The 21,819-nt window shown below is 73.2% G+C and carries 20 protein-coding genes; 4 read left to right on the forward strand and 16 right to left on the reverse strand.

What is annotated here, in order from left to right:
• Positions 1-45 precede the first annotated feature (45 nt).
• The 5 genes from ABR738_RS19255 to ABR738_RS19275 all read right to left on the reverse strand — a co-directional run bounded on the left by ABR738_RS19255 (position 46) and on the right by ABR738_RS19275 (position 4,768).
• Positions 46-915 carry an alpha/beta hydrolase family protein gene (locus tag ABR738_RS19255; RefSeq protein WP_350231222.1) on the reverse strand — a complete coding sequence of 290 codons (870 nt, stop codon included), beginning with the start codon at positions 913-915 and terminating at the stop codon, positions 46-48.
• Positions 916-1,005: 90 nt separating this feature from the next.
• Positions 1,006-2,241, reverse strand: a complete 1,236-nt coding sequence (gene kynU, locus ABR738_RS19260) for a kynureninase (protein WP_350234651.1) — start codon at positions 2,239-2,241, stop codon at positions 1,006-1,008.
• Positions 2,242-2,248: 7 nt separating this feature from the next.
• Positions 2,249-3,097: a tryptophan 2,3-dioxygenase family protein gene (locus ABR738_RS19265; RefSeq protein WP_502964227.1), complete on the reverse strand. Its 849-nt coding sequence runs from the start codon at positions 3,095-3,097 to the stop codon at positions 2,249-2,251.
• A gap of 114 nt (positions 3,098-3,211) precedes the next feature.
• Positions 3,212-4,009 carry a DUF3152 domain-containing protein gene (locus tag ABR738_RS19270; RefSeq protein WP_350231224.1) on the reverse strand — a complete coding sequence of 266 codons (798 nt, stop codon included), beginning with the start codon at positions 4,007-4,009 and terminating at the stop codon, positions 3,212-3,214.
• 345 nt (positions 4,010-4,354) lie between these two features.
• Entirely contained in the window at positions 4,355-4,768 is a 414-nt protein-coding gene (locus ABR738_RS19275; RefSeq protein WP_350231225.1) for a DUF3151 domain-containing protein, read from the reverse strand.
• A gap of 670 nt (positions 4,769-5,438) precedes the next feature.
• On the opposite strand from ABR738_RS19275, the gene ABR738_RS19280 reads away from it, so the two are divergent.
• Positions 5,439-6,920, forward strand: coding sequence for an MFS transporter (locus ABR738_RS19280; RefSeq protein ID WP_350234653.1), 1,482 nt, complete (start codon positions 5,439-5,441; stop codon positions 6,918-6,920).
• A 467-nt stretch (positions 6,921-7,387) separates the two neighbouring features.
• Here the strand turns inward: ABR738_RS19280 and fbaA are convergent, their stop codons facing one another.
• The 7 genes from fbaA to ABR738_RS19315 all read right to left on the reverse strand — a co-directional run bounded on the left by fbaA (position 7,388) and on the right by ABR738_RS19315 (position 14,261).
• Positions 7,388-8,410, reverse strand: a complete 1,023-nt coding sequence (gene fbaA / locus ABR738_RS19285) for a class II fructose-bisphosphate aldolase (RefSeq protein ID WP_350231226.1) — start codon at positions 8,408-8,410, stop codon at positions 7,388-7,390.
• Between the two features lie 214 nt (positions 8,411-8,624).
• Entirely contained in the window at positions 8,625-9,173 is a 549-nt protein-coding gene (gene pyrE / locus ABR738_RS19290) for an orotate phosphoribosyltransferase (RefSeq protein ID WP_350231227.1), read from the reverse strand.
• A 23-nt stretch (positions 9,174-9,196) separates the two neighbouring features.
• The gene (locus ABR738_RS19295) at positions 9,197-9,943 is read right to left on the reverse strand and encodes an aldose epimerase family protein (RefSeq protein ID WP_350234654.1); all 747 of its coding nucleotides are present in this window, start codon (positions 9,941-9,943) and stop codon (positions 9,197-9,199) included.
• Positions 9,944-10,064: 121 nt separating this feature from the next.
• Positions 10,065-10,973: an SRPBCC family protein gene (locus ABR738_RS19300; protein WP_350231228.1), complete on the reverse strand. Its 909-nt coding sequence runs from the start codon at positions 10,971-10,973 to the stop codon at positions 10,065-10,067.
• A gap of 199 nt (positions 10,974-11,172) precedes the next feature.
• Positions 11,173-12,759, reverse strand: coding sequence for a polyamine aminopropyltransferase (locus ABR738_RS19305; RefSeq protein WP_350231229.1), 1,587 nt, complete (start codon positions 12,757-12,759; stop codon positions 11,173-11,175).
• Positions 12,760-12,926: 167 nt separating this feature from the next.
• Positions 12,927-13,451 carry a DUF2617 family protein gene (locus tag ABR738_RS19310; RefSeq protein ID WP_350231230.1) on the reverse strand — a complete coding sequence of 175 codons (525 nt, stop codon included), beginning with the start codon at positions 13,449-13,451 and terminating at the stop codon, positions 12,927-12,929.
• A gap of 474 nt (positions 13,452-13,925) precedes the next feature.
• The gene (locus tag ABR738_RS19315; RefSeq protein WP_350231231.1) at positions 13,926-14,261 is read right to left on the reverse strand and encodes a hypothetical protein; all 336 of its coding nucleotides are present in this window, start codon (positions 14,259-14,261) and stop codon (positions 13,926-13,928) included.
• Positions 14,262-14,372: 111 nt separating this feature from the next.
• On the opposite strand from ABR738_RS19315, the gene ABR738_RS19320 reads away from it, so the two are divergent.
• Positions 14,373-15,563, forward strand: coding sequence for a pyridoxal phosphate-dependent aminotransferase (locus tag ABR738_RS19320; RefSeq protein WP_350231232.1), 1,191 nt, complete (start codon positions 14,373-14,375; stop codon positions 15,561-15,563).
• Positions 15,564-15,634: 71 nt separating this feature from the next.
• Here ABR738_RS19320 and ABR738_RS19325 read toward each other — a convergent pair whose 3' ends face one another.
• Both ABR738_RS19325 and ABR738_RS19330 read right to left on the reverse strand, forming a co-directional pair.
• On the reverse strand, positions 15,635-15,985 hold the full coding sequence (locus ABR738_RS19325; RefSeq protein ID WP_350231233.1) for a hypothetical protein: 351 nt from the start codon (positions 15,983-15,985) through the stop codon (positions 15,635-15,637).
• Complete coding sequence (locus ABR738_RS19330; protein ID WP_350231234.1) at positions 15,982-16,467, reverse strand: prevent-host-death family protein; 486 nt, start codon at positions 16,465-16,467, stop codon at positions 15,982-15,984. Before ABR738_RS19330 ends, ABR738_RS19325 begins: the two co-directional genes overlap by 4 nt.
• Before the next feature lie 287 nt (positions 16,468-16,754).
• Between ABR738_RS19330 and ABR738_RS19335 the strand changes: the two genes are divergently transcribed.
• Entirely contained in the window at positions 16,755-17,882 is a 1,128-nt protein-coding gene (locus ABR738_RS19335) for a glycosyltransferase family 39 protein (RefSeq protein ID WP_350231235.1), read from the forward strand.
• Positions 17,883-17,898: 16 nt separating this feature from the next.
• Here the strand turns inward: ABR738_RS19335 and ABR738_RS19340 are convergent, their stop codons facing one another.
• Together ABR738_RS19340 and clpB are read right to left on the reverse strand one after the other, a co-directional pair.
• Positions 17,899-18,441, reverse strand: coding sequence for a type III secretion system chaperone family protein (locus tag ABR738_RS19340; protein WP_350231236.1), 543 nt, complete (start codon positions 18,439-18,441; stop codon positions 17,899-17,901).
• Between the two features lie 157 nt (positions 18,442-18,598).
• Entirely contained in the window at positions 18,599-21,202 is a 2,604-nt protein-coding gene (gene clpB / locus ABR738_RS19345; RefSeq protein WP_350231237.1) for an ATP-dependent chaperone ClpB, read from the reverse strand.
• Between the two features lie 131 nt (positions 21,203-21,333).
• Between clpB and ABR738_RS19350 the strand changes: the two genes are divergently transcribed.
• Positions 21,334-21,744: a pyridoxamine 5'-phosphate oxidase family protein gene (locus ABR738_RS19350; protein WP_350231238.1), complete on the forward strand. Its 411-nt coding sequence runs from the start codon at positions 21,334-21,336 to the stop codon at positions 21,742-21,744.
• Positions 21,745-21,819 lie beyond the last annotated feature (75 nt).

The raw sequence follows: 21,819 nt of genomic DNA on the forward strand, positions 1-21,819 counted from the left end.
CAGGACGCCCCAGCGCGCCCAGGACGCCCCAGCGCCCAGTACGCCTCAGTACGCCAGCTGGGCGATCTCCTCGGCCACCACCGCGCACGCGTCGGCCGAGGGGTCGATGAGCGGGAAGTGCCCGACGTCGTCGAGGAGTGTCAGGCCCACCATCTCGCCCGCCTTCGCCGCCGCGTCCACGTACGCCTCCGCCACCGCCCGGGGTACGACGATGTCCTCGCGGCCCTGCACCACGGTCGTGGCGATCCCGGTGGGGAGCAGGGCCGCAGGGTCGGCGTGCGGGGCCCTTGCGGCCAACTCGGCGGCGCCACCCAGGAGTTGGGTGACCGCGCCCGAGCACACGTCGAGCTCCACCGCGCTCGCGAAGTCGGCGATCGGGGCGAGGGCCACCACGCCGCGCAGGGCGGCGGGGGCCGGGGTGCGCCACGGGGAGCCGGGCGGCAGCACGTGCCGGGCCGACGCCCACAGCGCGAGCTGGCCGCCCGCCGAGTGCCCGGCCAGAACGGTGCGGCGCGGATCGGCGCCGGGCACGGCGTCGCGTACGAGAGCGGGCAGCGCGTCCAGGACCGTCGCCACGTCGTCGAACGTGTCGGGCCAGCGCCCGGCAACCGGGCCCGCACCGCCCTGCTGCGGCAGCAGACTCCCGCGCCGGTACTCGACGTTGGCCACCGCGAACCCGCGCCGGGCCAGGAAGTCCGCGAGGGGGCTGAGGTGCGCGCGGTCGTACGGGGCGCGCCAGGCACCGCCGTGCAGCAGCACCACCAGGGGGGCGCCGGCGCGGGCGCCCCTCGGGGCGTAGAAGTCGACCACCTGATCGGGGTGGTCGCCGTAGGCAGCGGTGGCGTCGGGGGCGACGGCGGGATGGGAGAAGGCGGATGCCTCTTCGGCCGCGTCACGCTCTGCGGGATCCGTCATTCCCCAACCTTTCGCCAGGCCAAGCCGGTTGATCACCCGGGTGCCCCGGACGCTACCAGGGCGTACGGGGCACCTTCGCGGTCCGGTGGCTCAGGACAGAAGCGCCGCGAGGCGCACCGCCGCCCGGTGCGCGTCGGCGAAGCCCACGTACAGCGGCGTGAAGCCGAAGCGCAGGACGTCGGGGCGGCGGTGGTCGCCCACCACGCCCGCCGCGATGAGGGCGCGCATCACGTCACCCGCGTTCTCGCAGCGCAGCGACACCTGGCTGCCGCGCTCGGCGGCGGGCTCGGGCGTCACCGAGGTGACCCTGCCCGCCGGTACGTACGCCGTGACGCACTCCAGGAAGAAGTCCGTCAGGGCCAGGGACTTGCTCCTGACCGCCTCGATGGAGACGCCGTCCCACACGTCGAGCGCGGACTCCAGGGCGAGCAGCGACAGGATGTCCGGGGTGCCGACCCGGCCACGGGCCGCGCCCTTGCCCGGCGCGTACGCCGCCCGCATCCCGAAGGGGTCCTCGTGCGAGTTCCAGCCGGGCAGCGGGGTGTCGAAGCGGTCCTGGTGGTCGGCGCGCACATACAGGTACGCGGGTGAACCCGGGCCGCCGTTCAGGTACTTGTAGGTGCAGCCCACCGCGAAGTCCACGCCGTGCGCGCCGAGTCCCACCGGCAGCGCGCCCGCGCTGTGGCACAGGTCCCACACCGCGAGGGCGCCCGCCGCGTGGACGGCGGCGGTCGTGCCCGGCAGGTCGTTCAGGCGGCCCGTGCGGTAGTCCACGTGGTTGACCAGGACGGCGGCCGTGCGCGGGCCCAGCGCGGCCGGGATGTCGGCGGGGGCAAGGGCCCGCACCCGGCGGCCCGTCATGCGCGCCGCCGACTCCGCGACGTACCCGTCGGTGGGGAACGTCGAGGCGTCGACCAGGATCTCGTCCCGGTCATCCCCCGCCAGGCGCACCGCGCCCACCAGCGCCTTGAAGACGTTCACGCTCGTCGAGTCGCCGACCACGACCGTGCCGGGGTCCGCGCCGATGAGCGGCGCGATCCGGTCGCCGACGCGTTCCGGCGCGGTCCACCACCCGCTCTCCTCCCACGAGCGGATGCGCAGGCGGCCCCACTCGCGGGTGATGACGTCCTGCATACGGGCCGGCACGTGCCGGGGCAGCGCGCCCAGCGAGTTGCCGTCGAGGTAGACCACGTCGTCGTCGAGCGCGAACAGGTCGCGGTGGCGGGCGAGTTCGTCGGCGGCGTCAAGGGCGGCGGCCTTGCGGGCCAGTGCGTCGGGCGGGGTCGGGGTCGCGCGCCCGGGCGCGGCCGAGGACCCGGTCTTCATCGGGCGCTCAGACATGGCTGCGCGCCGTCCACAGCTCGGGGAACACGTTCTTGGTGGCGCGCTTCTCCAGCCAGGCCACGCCCGCCGAGCCGCCGGTGCCGACTTTCGTGCCCATGGCCCGCCGGGTCGCCACCAGGTGGTCGTTGCGCCAGCGCCACACCAGCTCGCCGACATCCGTCAACGCCTCGCCCAGGCGCACCAGTTCGGCGTTCTGGTCGCCCGCGTACAACTCGGACCAGACCGCCTCGACCTCGGTGGACGGCTCGTACTTGCGGGTCAGGTCGCGCTGGAGGAGGGACGCGGGGATCGCGTACCCGCGCCGCGCGAGCAGCGCGAGCACTTCGTCGTACAGACTCGGCTCGCCCAGCGCCTTCTCCAGCTCGGCGTGCACGCGCGGCGCGCCCCGGTGCGGCACCAGCATCGAGGCCGACTTGTCGCCGAGCAGGAACTCCATCCGCCGGTACATCGCCGACTGGAACCCGGAGCCCTCGCCGAGCGCGGACCGGTAGGAGTTGAACTGGGCCGGGGTCAGCTGCGCCAGCGGCGTCCACGACGCGTTCAGCGCCTCGAGTTCCCGTACCGAACGCTTCAGGGCGTCCACCGCCACCCGCACGTCATCCGCGCGCAGGGCCCGCGACGCGGTCTCCCACTCGTGCACGATGACCGTGAACCACAGCTCCATGACCTGGGTGGTGACCAGGAAGACCATCTCGCCCGGGTCGTCGGAGAGCGGGTGCTGGAGGTGGGTGAGGACGTCGGCCTGGACGTAGTCCTCGTAGGGGGTGGTGCCCGCGAAGTCCAGGTTGGGGGTCTCCGGCTCGTCGCCCCGCTCGGGCGGTGTGACCGGTTCGGACATCTTTGATGACATCGCTGTCTCCTCGATGTGTCCGGGTAGCGGTCCGCCCCTTCCTTGGTCGGCATCGGAGCCCCGGTCCCCACCGGCATCATAAGCACGGTTCTGTCCGGCGCGTCAGGGCACCGAGGGGCCCGTGATGAACGTTCCCTGCGCGGTGTAGGGCCAGGCGTTGGACTTGCAGCCGTTGAGGCCCTTGATCTGCTGCATCATCACCGGGGCGGTCTTGCCGGGCCCCGGGCACGCCATGTGCTGGTGGTAGCCGATGAGGTGGCCTATCTCGTGGTTGATGATCAGATGGCGGTACTCGGCGGGCGGCCCGTCGTACTGCGGCGACCCCGTGACCCAGCGCTTGAGGTTGACGACGACACCGCCGGTGACCTCGCAGTTCAGCTCGCCGCCGGTGTCGCCGACGGCCGCGCAGAGTTTGTCGGTGGTCTTCGGAGTGGCGATCTTGATGACGACGTCGGCGCCGCTGGATACCAGCTGGAAGCGGCCCTTGCCGTGGGCGGCCCAGCTGCGCGGGTCGGACAGGATGGTCTGGATGTCGAGGGCGGCCTGGGCGGCGGAGACATCCGCGCCGTCCTCGACCTGCACCTGGTAGCGGCGCAGCGGGCCGCCGGCGCCGACGACCTTGCCGGATGCCTTAGCGGCGGTGAAGGTGCCAGGGCCCGACTGCGGGACGTCGTCCGTCTTGGGGGCGCCCGATCCGCTCGGGTCCGGCGATCCGCTCGGGTCCTTGCTCGGCGGGGGCGGCTTGAGCTGGGCCTCGGCGGGCTGGGGGGACTGCTCGCGCGGGGGGCTCGCCGCGATGTTGCCGCCCTCCACGCCGGACGTGGATCGGCCCGGCCACTGGGCGACGGCGACCCCGCCGGCCAGGGTGGCCGCGATCAGCGCCCCGGCGACGAGCAGCACGCGCGAACGCGTCCGCCGTCGTCCGGGGCGCCCGCGTCCGCCCCGGTCCTGGCGACGGCCCGGCCGGGGTGCGCCCGCCGGGCCTGCCGTGCTGGATCCACTCGTGTTGCGGCGGGCGCCTCGCTTGCCCAAGACAGAGCTCTCCCCTGTTCCCCGGCTGGAGTTGGGGGGAGAGGAGTGGGGCCTCTGCGCCAGCCTGTCGATGCGGCCGGACGGCGGGCGATCGTGGTGTTCGCGCGCGCGTCGGGGCCGTCCGTGTCAGACATACAGATGCCACTCGCGGCCCGGACGTTCCCTCCGGACCGCGAGTGATCGACTTCGGCCCCGGTACGGGGTGGCGCCGGGTCAGCCCAGGGTGTCTGCGGCGAGCGGCGAGGAGTCCCGCAGGAAGGTCGTGCAGCGCTCGTACTCGCCCTCCTCACCGATCGCCTGCGCGGCGCGCGCCAGGGCGTGCAGGGCGCGCAGGAAGCCCCGGTTGGGCTCGTGCTCGAAGGGGACCGGGCCGTGGCCCTTCCACCCGGCGCGGCGCAGCGAGTCCAGACCGCGGTGGTAGCCGGTGCGGGCGTAGGCGTACGACTCGACGGTGCGGCCGGCGTCGAACGCGTCGTCGGCGAGCTGCGCCCAGGCGAGGGAGGAGGTGGGGTACTTCGCGGCGACGTCGGCCGGGGCGGTGCCGGCGGCGAGCAGGTCGCGGGGCTCCGGGTCGTCGGGGAGCAGGGTGGGGGCGGGGCCGCCGAGGAGGTTTTCGTGAAGGGACATGCGGGCCAGTGTGCCAAAGCCCGCCGGGGGTCGGGGGTGGCCACTCCTTCCCGGCCCGGGCCGGGGGCGGGTGCCGGCGCCCCTGACAACCCCGTGGCGGGGTTGTGCCGGGCCTTGCGCGGGTGCCATGGCCGTCCGGCGGGGGTGGTCTTTTTCGGGTGCCGGTTGTGCGTGGCTGGGCGCGCAGTTCCCCGCGCCCCTGAGCATCCGGTGCGGGCCCGCATGCGGGTGGCTGGCCGTTCGGCCGGGATCGGCTTTCGGGTGCCGGGTTGTACGCGGCTGGGCGCGCAGTTCCCCGCGCCCCTGAGCATCCGGTGCGGGCCCGCATGCGGGTGCCATGGCCGTCCGCGCCGGGGTGGGCTTTCGGGTGCCGGTTGTGCGTGGCTGGGCGCGCAGTTGCCCGCGCCCCTGGCGGGGTCGGGGATGGTCCGCGTCGGGGGTCGGGCGCGCGGTTTTCCGTGGCCCGGGGCATCCGGTGGCGGCCCGCGCGCGGGTGGCTGGCCGTCCGACGGGGGTGGGCTTTCGGGTGCCGGTCGTGCGTGGCTGGGCGCGCGGTTCCCCGCGGCCCTGGCGGGGCGGAGCTGGTCCGCGTCGGGAGGGTCAGCCTGGCGTGTGGGTTTTGGGGTGCGGTGGGGTGGGGGACAGTCGTGCTGTGGCGGACAACGTACGCATGGGTACCGGCCCCGGGCGCCGGCTGCTGCTCACCACCGTCCTCGGCAGCGGCATGGCCCTGCTCGACTCCACCGTCGTCAACGTGGCCCTGCCCCACATCGGCGCCGACCTGGACACCGACATGGCCGTCCTGCAATGGACCGTCAACGCCTACATGCTCACCCTGGCCGGCCTCATCCTGCTCGGCGGCGCCCTGGGCGACCGCTACGGCCGGCGGAAGGTCTTCGTGACCGGCGTGATCTGGTTCGCCGCCGGGTCCCTGCTGTGCGGCCTGGCCCCCGACGCCGGGGTGCTCATCGCCGCCCGCGCCCTCCAGGGCATCGGCGGCGCCCTGCTCACGCCCGGCTCCCTCGCCCTCATCCAGGCCGGTTTCCACCCGGACGACCGGGCCCGCGCCGTCGGGGTGTGGTCCGGGCTCGGCGGCGTCGGCGCCGCCGTGGGGCCCTTCCTCGGGGGCTGGCTCGTGGACGGCCCCGGCTGGCGCTGGGTCTTCCTCATCAACGTGCCGCTCGCCGCGCTCTGCGTGGGCGTCGCCCTGCGCCACGTACCCGAGTCCCGCGACCCGCGCACCCACACCGGCCGCTTCGACGTGCTGGGCGCGGCGCTCGGCGCGCTGGCCCTCGCGCTGGTCACCTACGCCCTGATCGAGGCACCAGGACAGGGCGCGTCACGGCTGGTCGTCGGCTCGGCCGTCGCCGGACTCGGGCTCGGAGCGGCGTTCGTACGGCGGGAACGGCGGCTGCCCGACCCCATGCTGCCGCCCTCGGTCTTCCACTCCCGGATCTTCACCGCGGTCAACGTGGTGACCATCTGCGTGTACGCCGCCTTCGGCGGGTTCTTCTTCCTAGCCGCGCTCCAGTTCCAGGTCGTCGTCGGGTACTCGGCGCTCGGCGCGGGCGCCGCCATGCTGCCCACGACCGTCCTGATGCTGCTGCTCTCGGCCCGTTCGGGCGAACTCGGCCGGCGCGTCGGGCCGCGCGTCCCGCTCACGGTCGGACCGCTGCTGTGCGCGGCCGGGATGCTGCTGATGCTGCGGGCCGGTGAGCACGCGTCGTACGTACGGGACGTCCTGCCCGCGCTGCTCGTACTCGGACTCGGCATGGTCACGCTGGTCGCGCCGCTCACCGCGACGGTGCTGGCGTCGGTCGACGAGGGGAGGGCGGGGATCGCGAGCGGCATCAACAACGCCGCCGCGCGTGCGGCGGGGCTGATCGCGGTTGCCGCGTTGCCGCTGGCCGCGGGGATGGGGCCGGAGGCGTACCGGTCCGCCGCGGAGTTCGGGGCCACGTTCCGGCGGGCCATGCCGATGTGTGCGGGGGCGCTGGCGCTGGCCTCCGTGGTGGCGTTCGTGACCGTACGCCGCCCTGTCGTCGGGGTGACCCCCGAGTGCCGCATGCAGTCCGGCCTCCCGGGCCCAGCCATCGAGCCCGACCACGGCCCCACCGACCCGCACCCGGAATCCCCTCGCGGAACGGCCTGAAGATCCCCACGCGGGCCGGCACCAGCCCGTCAGGGGCGCGGGGAACTGCGCGACCAGCCACATACGGCTCGCACCCGAAAACCGATCCCGGCCGGACGGCCAGCCACCCACGCGCGGGCCGCCACCGGATGCCCCGGGCCACGGAAAACCCGCGCCCGACTCCCGACGCGGACCATCCCCGACCCCGCCAGGGGCGCGGGGAACTGCGCAACCAGCCACGCACAACCGGCACCCGAAAAACCACCCCGGCCGAACGGCCAGCCACCCGCATGCAGGCCCGCACCGGATACCCAGGGGCGCGGGGAACTGCGCGACCAGGCACATACGGCCCGCACTCGGAAGCCGCCGCGCAAACGGCTCGCATCCCGGAAGCCCGCCCCCGCCGGACGGCACGCGGCCCGGATATGGGAGGGCCCGGCGCTCCCGGGAGGGGGGCGTCGGGCCCAGGGTTGTGCGCTGAGAACCGGTTACTTCAGCTTCGTGCCGGTAGACCGCAGATTCGCACACGCCTCAGCCACCCGCGCGGCCATCCCCGCCTCGGCCAGCTTCCCCCACGTACGCGGGTCGTACGTCGACTTCTTGCCGACCTCGCCGTCGACCTTCAGGACACCGTCGTAGTTGCGGAACATGTGGTCCGCGACGGGCCGCGTGAAGGCGTACTGCGTGTCCGTGTCGAGGTTCATCTTCACGACGCCGTTCTCCAGCGCCGTCGCGATCTCCTCGGCCGAGGAGCCCGAGCCGCCGTGGAAGACGAAGTCGAACGGCGAGGGCTTGCCGTACTTCTCGCCGACACCCGCCTGGAGGTCCTTGAGCAGTTCGGGGCGGAGCACGACGTTGCCCGGCTTGTAGACGCCGTGGACGTTGCCGAAGGACGCGGCCAGCAGGTAGCGGCCCTTCTCGCCGAGACCCAGCGCCTCAGCCGTGCGCAGCGCGTCGTCGACGGTCGTGTACAGCTCGTCGTTGATCTCGTGGCTGACGCCGTCCTCCTCGCCGCCGGTCGGGGTGATCTCGACCTCGAGGATGATCTTCGCGGCGGCGGCCTTGGCCAGGAGCTCCTGACCGATGGCCAGGTTGTCCGCCAGGGTCTCGGCCGAACCGTCCCACATGTGGGACTGGAACAGCGGGTCGAGGCCCCGGGCGACGCGCTCGGCGGACACCTCGATGAGCGGGCGGACGTAGCCGTCCAGCTTGTCCTTCGGGCAGTGGTCGGTGTGCAGCGCGACGGTGATGTCGTACTTGGCGGCGACGACGTGCGCGAACTCGGCCAGGGCGACCGCGCCGGTCACCATGTCCTTGTTGTACTGGCCACCCAGGAACTCCGCACCACCGGTGGAGATCTGGATGATGCCGTCGCTCTCGGCCTCCGCGAAGCCGCGCAACGCAGCGTGCAGGGTCTGGGTCGAGGTCACGTTGATGGCCGGGTAGGCGAACTTGCCTGCCTTCGCCCGGTCGAGCATCTCGTTGTAGACCTCGGGGGTTGCGATGGGCATCTGTCCGCTCCTTGTGATGTGCGGGGTGTGCGATATGTGCTGGCCCTGACCTGGGGGCGACGTCATCGTCGCGGCCCATCTTTCCAGACTCTGACAGCGGCTCCACCCCGTGGACGTCCGAGGGGCGGGCTGTTTCACGTGAAACAGCCCGCCCCTCAAGGAACGCGCAGGTCAGGCTCGCCCGGCCCGAGCGCCGGGACCCGCGTCACGCTTTTCAGGCCAGCCCGAGGTCCGTCGACGAGAACGCGGTCACGTACGGCACGCCCGCGCCTTCGGTGATCTTCTCGGCGGCGCCGGTCGCCCGGTCCACGATCGTCGCCACGGCCACGACCTCGGCGCCGGCCGCGCGGACCGCCTCGACGGCGGTCAGCGGCGAGTCGCCGGTGGTCGAGGTGTCCTCGACCACCAGGACCCGGCGGCCCTTGATGTCCGGACCCTCGACCTGGCGCTGCATCCCGTGCGCCTTGGCCGCCTTGCGGACCACGAAGGCGTCGAGCGAGCGGCCACGGGCGGCGGCCGCGTGCATCATCGCGCCGGCCACCGGGTCGGCGCCCATGGTCAGGCCGCCCACCGCGTCGAAGTCGAACTCCGCGGTCACGTCGAGCATCACCTGGCCCACCAGCGGCGCGGCGACGCCGTCAAGGGTGACCCGGCGCAGGTCCACGTAGTAGTCGGCCTCGATCCCCGAGGAGAGGGTCACCTTGCCGTGCACCACGGCCTTGTCCTTGATCTGCTGGAGCAGGTCAGCGCGTACGTCAGTCATGCCCATGAGCTTAAGGGCCCCGGTCACAGGCGGCGCCAGGCCCAGGTCGTCGTCAGCTCCAGCGGGTCGATCGGGGTGACCTGACGGGGCAGCGTGTTGAGGCCGTTGGGCGGGCCGGACTGCGGCTCCACGCACACGGCCTCCTCCTGCTCGTCATAGACGACCACCCACTCGGTGGGGCTGGTCACCTTCAGCTCGAGGCGCTGGGGCCAGGTGAGGGTGACATCGACGCCGTCGGGCATCCCGAAGCAGTCGTCCCAGGGGCCCGGCAGCGGTGGGATGCGCCGTCCGGTGGGCAGATGGTCCTCGCCGCGCTCCTCCTGCCACTGCGCGTCGAAGGCCAGCTCGACCCGGCTGCCGTCGATCTCCCGGACGAACCAGGGATGCCATCCCACCTGCGCCGGGAAGGAGTTGTCGTACGTCTCGACGCCCATCCGGACGGTCAGCGCGTCCGGGGTCAGCTCGAAGATCTGGGTGACCTTGCCGGTGAAGGGCCAGGGCTCGGTCAGCTCCTGCGTGAACACCGCCTCCGTCGCGGAGACCCGCGCGGTCTCCCACGCGTGGTCGCGGACGGTGCCGTGGATGGCGTGCGGCGGCGAGTTGAGCGGCAACTGATACTTCACCCCGCCATCACGGAACTGGCCGTTCTCCACGCGGCCGCACCACGGCACCATCGGGAAGCAGCCGTACTTCTCGCCCTGGCGCAGCACCTCGGTGCCGTCGATCACCAGGCTGCTGATCCGGCAGCCGTTGCCCGCGTCGACGGTCATGTGCACGGCGCCGACGCCCAATTTGATCTGGTCACTGCTCACGGCTTCGACCCTAGCCGCTGGGCCGTCGTTTCACCCGGTCTCCGGCTTCCGGCCGGTGGGGCGCGCTCTCACCGTGTCGTCAGCGGCGGCGGCGCAGCGCGCGCCCGACCACGACCGCCGAGGCCAGGGCGAGGGCCGCGGCCGGGGCGACCCAGCGCAGGGTGGCGCCGGCGTTGCCGCCCGATGGCGCGGGCACCGGGGCGTACCGGCCGCGCGGCGGCGCGTGGTCGACCTCCTCGGCGCTGCGGCCGATCATCGTGCGGCGGGCGTGCGCGGCCTCGGCGGGCATCGACTCGCCCACCTCGATGACGAAGTCGTCGTCGGCGAGCCGGTCGAGGGACGGCGGCGGCACCTCGGCGTCGAACACGGAGGTGAAGTCCTCGTCGTGGGTGTCGTCGTGTGCGTCGCCGTCGATGTCGTCGTGGGCGCCCGCGCCACGCGGTGTGCCGTCGGTGTCCCGCGCCGCGGGGAGACCGGTGCTCAGGTCGGTGTTCAGGTCCGTGTCCGACGGATTTGCCGGGGCCACCTGCTCGTCGGGCGCCGCCGCGAGACGGTCGTCCGCCCCGGGCCGCTCCGGCCCGGCCGGCCGGGCCAGCTCCGCCGCGAACCGGTCGAGCAGACGCAGCGCGGACGCGGTGGCGGTCTCGTGCGGCACGTCGGCCGCCCGGCCCTCCGCGAGCGCCGTGCCCGCGAAGGCCAGCATGGCGCCGCCCGGTGCCTCTTCGAGCGTCACGGTCAGGGCGATCTTGGCCGCGCCCGCCCCGCGCACCTCCACGCCCTCGCCCTCCAGGGCGAACACGTCCGGGCTCTGCTCGGTGACGCGCAGGGAGCCCCGGTAGGTGATGGTGCTCCCGCCGAGGCGGACCCTCAGCCGGCCCGTGATGGGCGGCTCGCCCGCGTCCTGCTGGAGCCCCGGCACACAGCACGCGACCCGGGCGGGGTCGCGCAGCGCCTGCCGGAGTGCCTGGGCCTCAACCGGAACGAACACCTCATGCTCCATAGCCACCGAGCCTACTCAGCGCCGGCCCGATCGTCTGCGCCAACGCGGCGCCGATCCCCGCCGGGCCCCTCGCGGACGTCCGGCCCCGACACCGACACCCCGCGCTCCTGTCCGCGTACCGGTGGCCGTCCGCTGCCCGTGGCCGTCCGCGCGCGCGTGCTCGTGCCCGCGCCTCAGTCCGCGCCCCTCAGCCCGCGTACCTCGGATGCACGAGCGTCGACGGTGGCAGGCCGGTGGCGCCCGGTGGCGGGGCCAGCGGGCTGCTTCCGGCGGGCAGCCCCGCCCCCGGGCCGGCGGCGGGGCCCGGTGCCGCCGCCGACGGGTCCGGGCCGGGCCGGGTGGCCAGGACGAAACCCCAGTCGTGAGGGGCGGCCGCCGGGCCGTGCGCGCGGCCGGGGCCGGCGGGGACGCCGGGGGCGCGCCCGCCCGCGCGGTAGGCGAACGCCGTCAGACCGGCGGCGCGGATCGTCGAGGCGACCGTCCAGAACGTGCGCGGCCGGCCACCGGCCGGGCCCGCGTGCACCACAAGACGGCCACCGGGGGCAAGGACGCGGGAGGCGAGCCCGTAGAACTCCTGCGAGTAGAGCTTGGTGCTGGCGGTGATGCCGGGGTCGGGCAGATCGCAGATCACCGCGTCGTACGTGCCCAGCGTCCGCACGTCGCCGCGCAGCCAGCCGAAGGGGTCGCCGGCCACCGCGCGCAGCCGGGGGTCCCGGTAGGCGTGGGCGTTCAGGGACGCCAGCGCCGGGTCCTCGCGCGCGAGGCGGACCAGCTCGGGGTCCACGTCCACCAGGGTCACCGCGCGCACCCCGGGACGACGCAGCACCTCGCGGGCGGCCAGCCCGTCGCCGCCGCCCAGGATCAGGACCCGGCCGTGCGGGCCCCGGGCGAGCGCGGGGTCCACCAGGGCCGCGTGGTAGCGGGACTCGTCGCGGCCGTCGACACGCAGCCGCCCGTCGAGGAAGAGCCCGAGGGAGGCGCCGGACCTGCCGGTCAGGACGATCTCCTGGACGTGGGTCTGGACGGCCACGCGCACCTGGCCGCCGTACACCGCGCGGCGGGCGGCGTGCTCGAAGTCACCGACCATCGCGGTGGTCAGGGCGAGCACGACGAGGACGAGGGCGTTGGCGCCGAGCAGCGTCCAGCGGGCGCGCCGGGACAGATCGCGGCCGAAGAGCAGCAGGACGAGCGAGCCGCCCGCGACGGCGTTGACGGCGCCGGTGAGCAACGCGCTGGTCAGCTGGCCCAGTTGGGGAAGGAGCAGGAACGGGAAGGCGAGGCCGCCGACGAGCGCGCCCACGTAGTCGGCGGCGAACAGGTCGGCCACCGTGCCGCTCGCGTCACCGTCCGCGCCCCGCGAGACGCGCTGGATGAGGGTCATCAGGAGCGGGATCTCGGCGCCGATCAGCATGCCGATGGCGAGCGAGAAGGCGACGAGCGCGTACCGCGAGCCGCCGGACCAGGCGAACGTCGCGTACAGGACCATCGCCGAGCAGCCGCCGACCAGGGCGAGCGCGGCCTCGATCAGGCCGAAGCCGACGGCGGCCCGGCAGCGCAGCCGCTTGGCGAGCAGCGAGCCGACCCCCATCGCGAAGACCATCACGGACAGGACCACCGAGGCCTGGGTGACCGAGTCCCCGATCAAGTACGAGGCGAGGGCGACCAGTTCGAGCTCGTACACGAGCCCGCAGGCGGCGCAGAGGAACACGACGGCCAGGACGAGGAACCGGCCCGACCGCGGACTACTCACGGGAGCGGGAAGCGGTTCGATCATGATGCGAACGCTACGTGACTGTCCGTTCGCATCTTGTCACCCACACGGGTGCAACTGGAGCCTGCCGACGGTGGAGGCGCGCACCGCGAGGCCCACGGCGCGCATGCCGAGGCCCACGGCGCGTGCCGCGAAGCCCGTCGGCGCACTCGGCGCGCGCCTCCCGGGCCTCAGAGTCCGGCCGCCGCGGGCACCCGCAGGCCGACCCGGGTGCGGGTGACCACCAGCTGGCCCTCCTGCGGATAGGCGTGCCAGGTACGCCACCACACCTGGCCCTCGCCGCGCTGGGCGAGCATCGCCGTGAACGCGTGCGGGGAGCCGGGAAACGTCCCGGCCAGTCCATTGGGGTGGTCGCAGACCAGGGCGAGGAGTTCCTGGGCTCGGCCCGCGAACGAGCCGCGCGACAGCGTCTCGACGCGCGCGGCGAACTCGTAGTCCCACTCGCCGAGCCGTTTCGCCACGCCGAGCGGCAGCGGCGTACTGCTGCCGGGCATGCAGGCGACGGTCTCCGAGCAGGTGCCGCGCTCCTCGTCGAGGAGCACTTGGTGGGAGGCGCCCAGGAGCCTCAACTGGAGCTTGGCGCCCGAGAGTTCGAGGTCGAGCACGGCGAGGGCGGGCAGCGGCTCGCGGCCGAGCGCCCAGGCGAGGTCGGCGGCGCGCGTGTCGGTGTAGGCGGTCTTCAGGGTCGTGAGCATGGGTGGGCTCCGCAAGACACACATGTGGCGGGTGGATGACCGGTGTCGACTCGGACCGCAACGAAGGGACGGGCGACCGCTCCCTGATCACCCGGAGTCCACATGCCGCGCGGTTTCTCTGCGAGGGAATCACGAAGTGTGCGGCACTCACAGCTTTTTTACCCAAGTTGATGGGGTTTCCATCCCCTCGGGGGCCCTTGGGTTCAAACGTTCAACTACCGGCGCGAAAAAGGGCTCCCGGCCGGCCGTGACCGTCCGGGCGCACAACGGGCGGACCCGGCGGTGGAATCGGCTGCCCCGTGTCAGCCGCTCCCGCCCCGCACCGGTCCGCCCGTCGCTCCCGGCCCGTGGGGCGCGCCCCACGGGCCGCCGCCGACCAGCCCTGGCAGGCCTGTCGGCCGGGCCCGTCGAGGCCCGTCGCCCGGGCCGGCCGGTCCCGTCGCCCGGGCCGGCCGGTCCCATCGACCGGGCCGGTCAGCTCGAACCGCAGCCGCCGCCCCCGCACGACGAGCCGCCGCACGAGGAGTGGCCGCCCCCGCCGCACGAGTGACCGCCCCCGCAGGAGTGGCCGCCGTGATGGCCGCCGCCCCCGCCGCCCCCGTGGTGGTGGCCACCGCTCCCGCTCCCGCAGGACGACGTGCTGCCCCCGTCCGAGCCGCCCCCCGCCCACCAGCTGGTGCCGCCGGCCGCCGAGGCCGCCGAACGCTTGCGCCCCCGGCCACGGCCGCGCGAGCTGCCGCCCGCCTTCGCGGTGGCCAGGACGACGAGCGCCACCAATACGAAGAACCCCACCCCGATCACGACTGCCATCCCCCACCGTCCTTCCGTGACCGCGGCCCCCCGTGGCCCGCGTGGGAGGGAGATGCCCCTCACCGTCCGGCGCCAAAGCACACTTGAGCAAGTCCAGAGGTTGCCCGCAGGATGGCCGTCATGACCTCCAGCGCGCGCCCTCTCCTCAACCGCAGCCTCGCCGAGTTCGGGACGACGATCTTCGCCGAGATGTCCGCCCTTGCCCAGCGGACCGGGTCCGTCAACCTCGGCCAGGGCTTTCCCGACACCGACGGCCCCGAGGCCATCCGGGAGGCGGCGGTCCGGGCCCTGCGCGAGGGCCGGGGCAACCAGTACCCGCCGGGCCCCGGCGTGCCCGAACTGCGTGCCGCCGTCGCCGCGCACCAGGAACGCTTCTACGGCCTGTCCTACGACCCCGACCACGAGGTCCTGGTCACCGCCGGTGCCACGGAGGCGATCGCCGCCGCCCTGCTCGCCCTGGTCGAACCGGGCGACGAGGTCATCGCCCTCGAGCCGTACTACGACTCCTACGCCGCGTGCGTGGCGATGGCGGGCGGCACCCGGGTGCCCGTCACCCTGCGCCCCGCCGAGGGACGTTACGTCCTGGACCTGGACGAGCTGCGCGCCGCCGTCACCCCCCGCACCCGCCTGCTCCTGCTCAACACCCCGCACAACCCGACCGGCACGGTCCTGACCCGCGCCGAGCTCACCGCCGTCGCGGAGCTGGCGTGCGAGCGCGATCTGCTGGTGATCACGGACGAGGTGTACGAGCACCTGGTCTTCGACGGGGCCGAGCACATCCCGCTCGCCTCGCTGCCCGGCATGCGCGAGCGCACCGTCACCATCGGCTCGGCGGGCAAGACGTTCTCGTTCACGGGCTGGAAGGTCGGCTGGGTGACGGCCGCGCCCGCCCTCGTGGCCGCGGTCCGCTCGGCCAAGCAGTTCCTGACGTACGTCGCCTCGGGGCCCTTCCAGTACGCCGTGGCCGAGGCGCTGCGGCTGCCCGACGCCTACTTCGAGGCCTTCCGCGCCGACCACCAGGCCAAGCGGGACCTGCTGAGCGACGGGCTCGCGGCGGCCGGGTTCGCGGTGTTCCGGCCGGCCGGGACGTACTTCGTGACCACCGACGTGCGCCCGCTCGGGGAGCGCGACGGCGTGGCGTTCTGCCGCTCGCTGCCCGAGCGCTGCGGCGTGGTGGCGATCCCCAACGCGGTCTTCTACGACCACCGCGACGAGGGCGCCCCGTTCGTCCGGTTCGCCTTCTGCAAGCGGACGGAGGTCCTGGAGGACGCGGTGGGCCGCCTCAAGGCGCTGGCCGGCTAGCGCGTCGAATGGACGTGTGGACGCGGGGCCAGGCTTTTCGACCGGGCCCCGGCCTGCACGGGTACGACGGTCTACTCAGTGTCCTTGGGGTGCCGAAGGGACGCGTAGACCAGGATGACGGTCGAAGTTTCGGGACTGATCAGGTAGCGCACCCGTCCGCCGCTCGTGACCTCGAACTCCCACTGGTCCAGCGCGGATCCCTTCCACTCCTTCGTGGCGAGTTTCCCGCGGAGCTGATGCTGGCGATTCCAGTTCTCACGCGACAGTGGGTCGGTGCGCAACGCCTCCAGACATCGGTGGGCACTAGGCAGCGCCGCGCGGCACAGCTCCTCCCAACCCGTCACCGCCTCCGTGGTCCCGAAGACCACGTTCCACCCGCTCAGGGGTGGAACGCTGACACGGTCGCCCTTCTTCGGGCTCACCCGCCCGCCTCGACCGGTCCCAGGTCCTCCCCGTCGAGGGGGCGCAGCGCTTCCTTGAACTGGTCCGGATCAGCGTAGATGCGAGCAGTCGCCCTCCAGGAGACGAGCGCACGGTGCACGGCCTCCCTGGCACCCAGCTCCGCCGCATCGGAAAGCGCTCCCAGAAGCTCCACGGTGAACGCGCGCATCTCTTCGGCATCGAGATGCCGCACCCAGGGGAAGACCTCCGGCAGCGCCAACAGGAGCGACCGGGCTCCGTCATCGTGCTTCATCAGCGCGAGAAAGAGCCGGGACGCCGTCGCGAGATTCTCCTCCGTGCGCTCCGCATGCAGGGCGGTCGTCAGCACCATGTCGGGGGCGTCCCGATGCGTGACACGCAGAGCACCGAGGGCGGCGGCCCGGGCGGCCACCGCCTTCGGATTTCTTGACAAGTCGGTGAACGAGACCGACTCGGGCTCGGCTCCCAGGTAAGCAAGGCTCATGCTCAGACTGTACTCAGATTACGTTCTGATCGCCAGCTTTGTCTGGCTCAGGCGCCGGCCCGCCGGCGCGCCACCCGCGCCCCGCCCGCACCGCCCGGTGGGGCGTGCCACCACCCGGTCGGGGGCGCTGCGGTCGCGCCGGGTGCGATCCGCGCGGAGGGTCGGTCTGACCGGCCACGCGCCCTCGGGTGCCCCGTGGGCGGCCGGCCGGACCGACCACGCGCGCCCGGAGGTGCCCCCTGTCCGCCGAGATCCCCGCCCCCGCCGCCGCCGGGACCCTCGGGAGCATGGGCGCGGCGCCCTGGATTGCCGCGCTGCGCCGGGCCGCGCCCGCGCTCGGGCTCTTCGCCGCGGCGCGGCTGAGCGGCCTGCTCGTGCTCGTGGCGGCGGCCCACCACCGGGGCATCTCACCGCGTGCGCGCCTCGCCACCGCGTGGGACGCCGACTGGTACACCCGGATCGCCGCCCACGGCTATGGCCGCACCCTGTTCTGGCCGGACGGCACGGTCCAGAGCGACCTGGCGTTCTTCCCGCTCCATCCGGCCCTGATCCGCGCCGTGACCACCGTCCTTCCGGTCACCGGCGGCACGGCGGGCCTGCTGGTGTCCTGGACGGCGGCGGCCGCGGCCGCGTGCGGGATCTATCTGCTCGGTGAGCGCCTGTACGGGCGGCGGGTGGGCACCGTGCTGGTGCTCCTGTGGGGGCTGCTCCCGCACTCCGTCGTCCTGACGATGGCCTACACCGAGCCCGTGATGACCGCGTTCGCCGCGTGGTCGCTGTGGGCGGTCGTGACGCGCCGCTGGGTGTGGGCGGGCTCGCTCGCGCTGCTGGCGGGCCTGTCCCGGCCGAACGCGGTCGCGGTCGCCGCCGCCGTCATGGCGGCGGCGGGGTGGGAGCTGTGGCGCAGGGGGTGGCGGGCCCGGCGGCCGTGGGCGGGCGCGCTGCTCGCGCCGCTCGGCTGGTGCGGCTACGTGCTGTGGGTGGGGGCGCGCGAGGGCGATGTGTTCGGCGGTTACTTCGCGGTGCAGGCGGGCTGGACGTCCCGGTTCGACTTCGGCGCGGGCTCGCTGGCCTTCGTCGAACGGCTCACGCGGGTCCCCCACGATCTGGGGTTCCCGATGGCCGCGCTGATCACCGGCGTGTTCGCGGTGCTCCTCGCGCTGTACGTCCTGGACCGGCCTTCGCTGCCGCTCGCGGTGTACTCGGCGGTCCTGGTGGTGATCGCGGTGGGCGGCGCGGGCTACTTCGAGTCCAAACCGCGCTTCCTGCTCCCCGCCTTCCCGCTGCTCCTGCCGGTGGCGCTCGCGCTGACGAGAGCCCGGCCCAGGGCCGCGGTCGCGGTGACCGTCGCCCTGGCCGGGCTCTCGTTCGGCTACGGCGCCTATCTGCTGACGCTGGCCACGATGGCGCTGTGAGGCGCCGGCGGCCGGATCACTCCGCGTCGGCCGCCCCGGGCGCTTCGCCCTCGCCGCCGTCGACGTCCTTCTCCAGGCCCAGCTGCTCGACGAGCCACTTGTCGAACTCGATCGAGGCGCGCACCCAGCTCACCGTGGAGGACACGAAGTGCTCCAGGGCGACCCCGGTGCCGATCAGCATCTGCGCCTCGCCGATGAGGCGCACGGTGCCGTCGTCGTGGGTGTGCGTGTAGATCTTGGGCCACAGGGTGCGGCGGTTCCAGTCGTCGATCGACTCCAGGATCTGGACCTTGTCGTCGATGCTGTGCGGCCGGTCGTAGAACGTCCGCACCGAGAAGACCTGCTGGTCGTCCTCGCCGCGGAACATGAAGTACGTACGGAAATCCTCCCACGGCGCGGCGAGGTCACCCTCGTCGTCCACGACGTACTTGAGCTCCATCTGGTCCAGGAGCTGCTTCACCAGGTCCTGGTCGGGAACGATGGGGCCGGACGGCTGGGCGCCGGGCTGCGGGCCGGGCTGAGCCCCGAAATTCGGAATCGAGGACGGGTCGATGGTCATCGTGAATCTTCCTTCGTACGGTTCCGGTCATCCTCCCCCATGCCGGGGCAGGACTGGCAAGCCCCGTCCCCGGGTATCCGCTCCCGGCTGACTCAATCGGACCCGGGTGGCCGGATGTGCCCGGGGGCGGGAAGGCGCCGGGCCGCGGAAGCCGCCGTCAGCGGGGTCCGGCCCCGATGATCAGCCCGTCCTCGAAGCGGTCCACCCGCACCGTGTCGCCGTCCTTGACCTCGCCCGCCAGGATCTCCTTGGCGAGCCGGTCGCCGATGGCGGTCTGGATCAGACGGCGCAGCGGGCGCGCCCCGTACGCCGGGTCGTTGCCCTCGTCGGCGAGCCATTCCAGGGCGGCCGGGGTGACGTCCAGGGTGAGGCGCCGGTCGGCCAGGCGCTTGGCCAGGCGGCCGATCTGGAGCCCGGCGATGTGGGACAGCTCGTCCTTGGTGAGGGCGGAGAAGACCACCAGGTCGTCGAGGCGGTTGAGGAATTCGGGCTTGAAGGACGCCCGCACCACGGTCAGGACCTGCTGCTTCTTCTCCTCCTCGCTGGTCGAGGGCTCCACCAGGTACTGGCTGCCCAGGTTGGAGGTGAGGATGAGGATGGTGTTGCGGAAGTCGACGGTGCGGCCCTGTCCGTCGGTCAGGCGTCCGTCGTCCAGGACCTGGAGCAGGATGTCGAAGACCTCGGGGTGGGCCTTCTCGACCTCGTCCAGGAGGACCACCGAGTACGGGCGGCGCCGGACGGCCTCGGTGAGCTGGCCCCCCTCCTCGTAGCCGACGTAACCGGGGGGCGCCCCGACCAGGCGAGCCACCGAGTGCTTCTCGCTGTACTCGCTCATGTCGATGCGGACCATGGCCCGCTCGTCGTCGAAGAGGAAGTCGGCCAGCGCCTTGGCGAGCTCGGTCTTGCCGACGCCGGTGGGCCCGAGGAAGAGGAACGAGCCGGTGGGCCGGTCGGGGTCGGCGATGCCGGCCCGGGTGCGGCGCACCGCGTCCGAGACCGCCTGGACGGCCTGGGTCTGCCCGATGAGGCGCTTGCCCAGCTCGCCCTCCATGCGCAGCAGCTTCTGCGTCTCGCCCTCCAGGAGACGACCGGCGGGGATGCCGGTCCAGGCGCCGACCACGTCCGCGATGTCGTCGGGGCCGACCTCCTCCTTGACCATCGTGTCCTTGGCGTCCTTGGACTTCTCCTGCTCGGCCTCCTCCTCGGCGGCCTCCTCCAACTCCCGCTCGAGGCCCGGGATCTCGCCGTACAGGAGCTTGGACGCGGTGTCGAAGTCGCCGTCGCGCTGGGCGCGTTCGGCCTGGCCGCGCAGGTCGTCCAGCTTCTCCTTCAGCTCACCGACCCGGTTGAGGCCCTGCTTCTCCTTCTCCCAGCGCGCGGTGAGCCCGCGCAGCTCCTCCTCCTTGTCCGCGAGGTCCTTGCGCAGCTTGTCCAGGCGCTGGAGCGAGCCGGCGTCCGTCTCGTTCTTGAGCGCCAGCTCCTCCATGCGCAACCGGTCGACGGAGCGCTGGAGTTCGTCGATCTCGACGGGCGAGGAGTCGATCTCCATACGGAGCCGGGAGGCGGCCTCGTCGACGAGGTCGATGGCCTTGTCGGGCAGGAAGCGGGAGGTGATGTAGCGGTCGGAGAGGGTCGCCGCGGCCACCAGGGCGCTGTCGGCGATCTGCACCTTGTGGTGCGCCTCGTAGCGGCCCTTGAGCCCGCGCAGGATCGCGATGGTGTCCTCGACACTCGGCTCGGCGACCAGGACCTGCTGGAAGCGGCGCTCCAGGGCGGGGTCCTTCTCGATGCGCTCGCGGTACTCGTCGAGCGTGGTGGCGCCGACCATGCGCAGCTCGCCGCGCGCCAGCATCGGCTTGAGCATGTTGCCCGCGTCCATGGCGGAGTCGCCGCCTGCGCCCGCGCCGACGACGGTGTGCAGCTCGTCGATGAAGGTGATGATCTGTCCGTCGCTCTCCTTGATCTCGGACAGGACGGTCTTCAGGCGCTCCTCGAACTCGCCGCGGTACTTCGCGCCGGCCACCATCGCGCCCAGGTCGAGCGAGACGAGCCGCTTGTTCTTCAGCGATTCGGGCACGTCGCCCTTGACGATGCGCTGGGCCAGGCCCTCGACGACGGCCGTCTTGCCGACGCCGGGCTCACCGATGAGCACCGGGTTGTTCTTGGTGCGGCGCGACAGCACCTGGACGACCCGGCGGATCTCCTGGTCCCGGCCGATCACCGGGTCGAGCTTGCCCTCGCGGGCGGCCGCCGTGAAGTCCGTACCGAACTTCTCCAGCGCCTTGTACTGACCCTCCGGGTCGGGTGTGGTCACCCTGCGCCCTCCCCTGCTCGTCTCGAACGCCTCAAGGAGCTTCTTCGCGCTCGCCCCCTGCTGGGACAGGGTCTCACCGCTCTGTCCGCCCTTGGCCGCGAGGCCGATCAGCAGGTGCTCGGTGGAGAGATAGTCGTCGCCGAGCTCCTTGGCGCGCTGCGCGGCGTCGGCGATGACGGCGAGCAGTTCGCGGTTGGGCTGCGGCGGGGCGACGGTGGAGCCGGTCACGCTGGGCAGCGCGGCCAGGATCCGCTCGGCGCCTGCGCGCACGGCGGACTGGTCGGCGTCCACGGCGGCCAGCAGGTCGGTGATGTTCTCGTTGTCCTGGGCTTCCAGGAGCGCGACCAGCAGATGCGCGGGGGTCAGATCGGGGTGGCCCCCGGCTACGGCCCGGCTGCTCGCGGCGTTGATCGCGTCCCGGCTCTTGTTGGTCAGCTCGGCGTCCACGTGCGTTCGCTCCTCCTCGTCGTACGTCGTCGGTCATGACGGCCCTGCCTATGACCCTTCCAACGTACACAAAGTTGAGTCCATTCCGCTCAAGGCAGGGAGCGGGGTGCGCGGGGGCTAGGTTTCACCCCATGGCCATCGATGTACGCATGCCCGGTGAGGGCTATCTCAGCTTCTGGCGCGAGCGCCACATCTGCACGTTGACGACGCACCGGCCCGACGGCTCGCCGCATGTGGTGCCGGTCGGGGCGACCTACGACCCGGAGGCGGGCATCGCGCGGGTGATCACGAGTGGGACCAGCCGCAAGGCGGCCAACGTGGCGGCGGCCGCGGCGGCGGACCCGCTGGGCGCGCGGGTGGCGCTCTGCCAGCTTCAGGGCGCGCGCTGGGCGACCCTGGAGGGCCGGGCGTTCGTGCGCACGGAGCCCGAGCTGATCGCGGACGCGGAGGCGCGGTACGCGGAGCGCTACCGCACGCCCCGGGTCAACCCGGAGCGGGTGCTGATCGAGATCAGGCTGACCCGGGCCATGGGCAACGCCTGAGAGGGCCGCGGGCCGGGCCCGGGCAGCACAGCGGCGCCACCGTGTTCAGGTCCACGATGGCGCCGCTGTGTGGGG

The organism is Streptomyces sp. Edi4 (assembly GCF_040253615.1).
Taxonomy (GTDB): domain Bacteria; phylum Actinomycetota; class Actinomycetes; order Streptomycetales; family Streptomycetaceae; genus Streptomyces.

Coding starts and splice junctions, on each gene's coding strand:
- ABR738_RS19335 (WP_350231235.1), top strand. CDS start 16,755: ATGGGCGCGGCGCCCTGGATTGCCGCGCTGCGCCGGGCCGCGCCCGCG.
- pyrE (WP_350231227.1), bottom strand. CDS start 9,173: ATGACTGACGTACGCGCTGACCTGCTCCAGCAGATCAAGGACAAGGCC.
- ABR738_RS19320 (WP_350231232.1), top strand. CDS start 14,373: ATGGCCGTCATGACCTCCAGCGCGCGCCCTCTCCTCAACCGCAGCCTC.
- ABR738_RS19275 (WP_350231225.1), bottom strand. CDS start 4,768: ATGTCCCTTCACGAAAACCTCCTCGGCGGCCCCGCCCCCACCCTGCTC.
- ABR738_RS19310 (WP_350231230.1), bottom strand. CDS start 13,451: ATGCTCACGACCCTGAAGACCGCCTACACCGACACGCGCGCCGCCGAC.
- ABR738_RS19315 (WP_350231231.1), bottom strand. CDS start 14,261: ATGGCAGTCGTGATCGGGGTGGGGTTCTTCGTATTGGTGGCGCTCGTC.
- kynU (WP_350234651.1), bottom strand. CDS start 2,241: ATGAAGACCGGGTCCTCGGCCGCGCCCGGGCGCGCGACCCCGACCCCG.
- ABR738_RS19305 (WP_350231229.1), bottom strand. CDS start 12,759: ATGATCGAACCGCTTCCCGCTCCCGTGAGTAGTCCGCGGTCGGGCCGG.
- ABR738_RS19295 (WP_350234654.1), bottom strand. CDS start 9,943: ATGACCGTCGACGCGGGCAACGGCTGCCGGATCAGCAGCCTGGTGATC.
- ABR738_RS19255 (WP_350231222.1), bottom strand. CDS start 915: ATGACGGATCCCGCAGAGCGTGACGCGGCCGAAGAGGCATCCGCCTTC.
- ABR738_RS19280 (WP_350234653.1), top strand. CDS start 5,439: ATGGGTACCGGCCCCGGGCGCCGGCTGCTGCTCACCACCGTCCTCGGC.
- ABR738_RS19340 (WP_350231236.1), bottom strand. CDS start 18,441: ATGACCATCGACCCGTCCTCGATTCCGAATTTCGGGGCTCAGCCCGGC.
- ABR738_RS19330 (WP_350231234.1), bottom strand. CDS start 16,467: ATGAGCCTTGCTTACCTGGGAGCCGAGCCCGAGTCGGTCTCGTTCACC.
- ABR738_RS19265 (WP_502964227.1), bottom strand. CDS start 3,097: ATGTCCGAACCGGTCACACCGCCCGAGCGGGGCGACGAGCCGGAGACC.
- fbaA (WP_350231226.1), bottom strand. CDS start 8,410: ATGCCCATCGCAACCCCCGAGGTCTACAACGAGATGCTCGACCGGGCG.
- ABR738_RS19350 (WP_350231238.1), top strand. CDS start 21,334: ATGGCCATCGATGTACGCATGCCCGGTGAGGGCTATCTCAGCTTCTGG.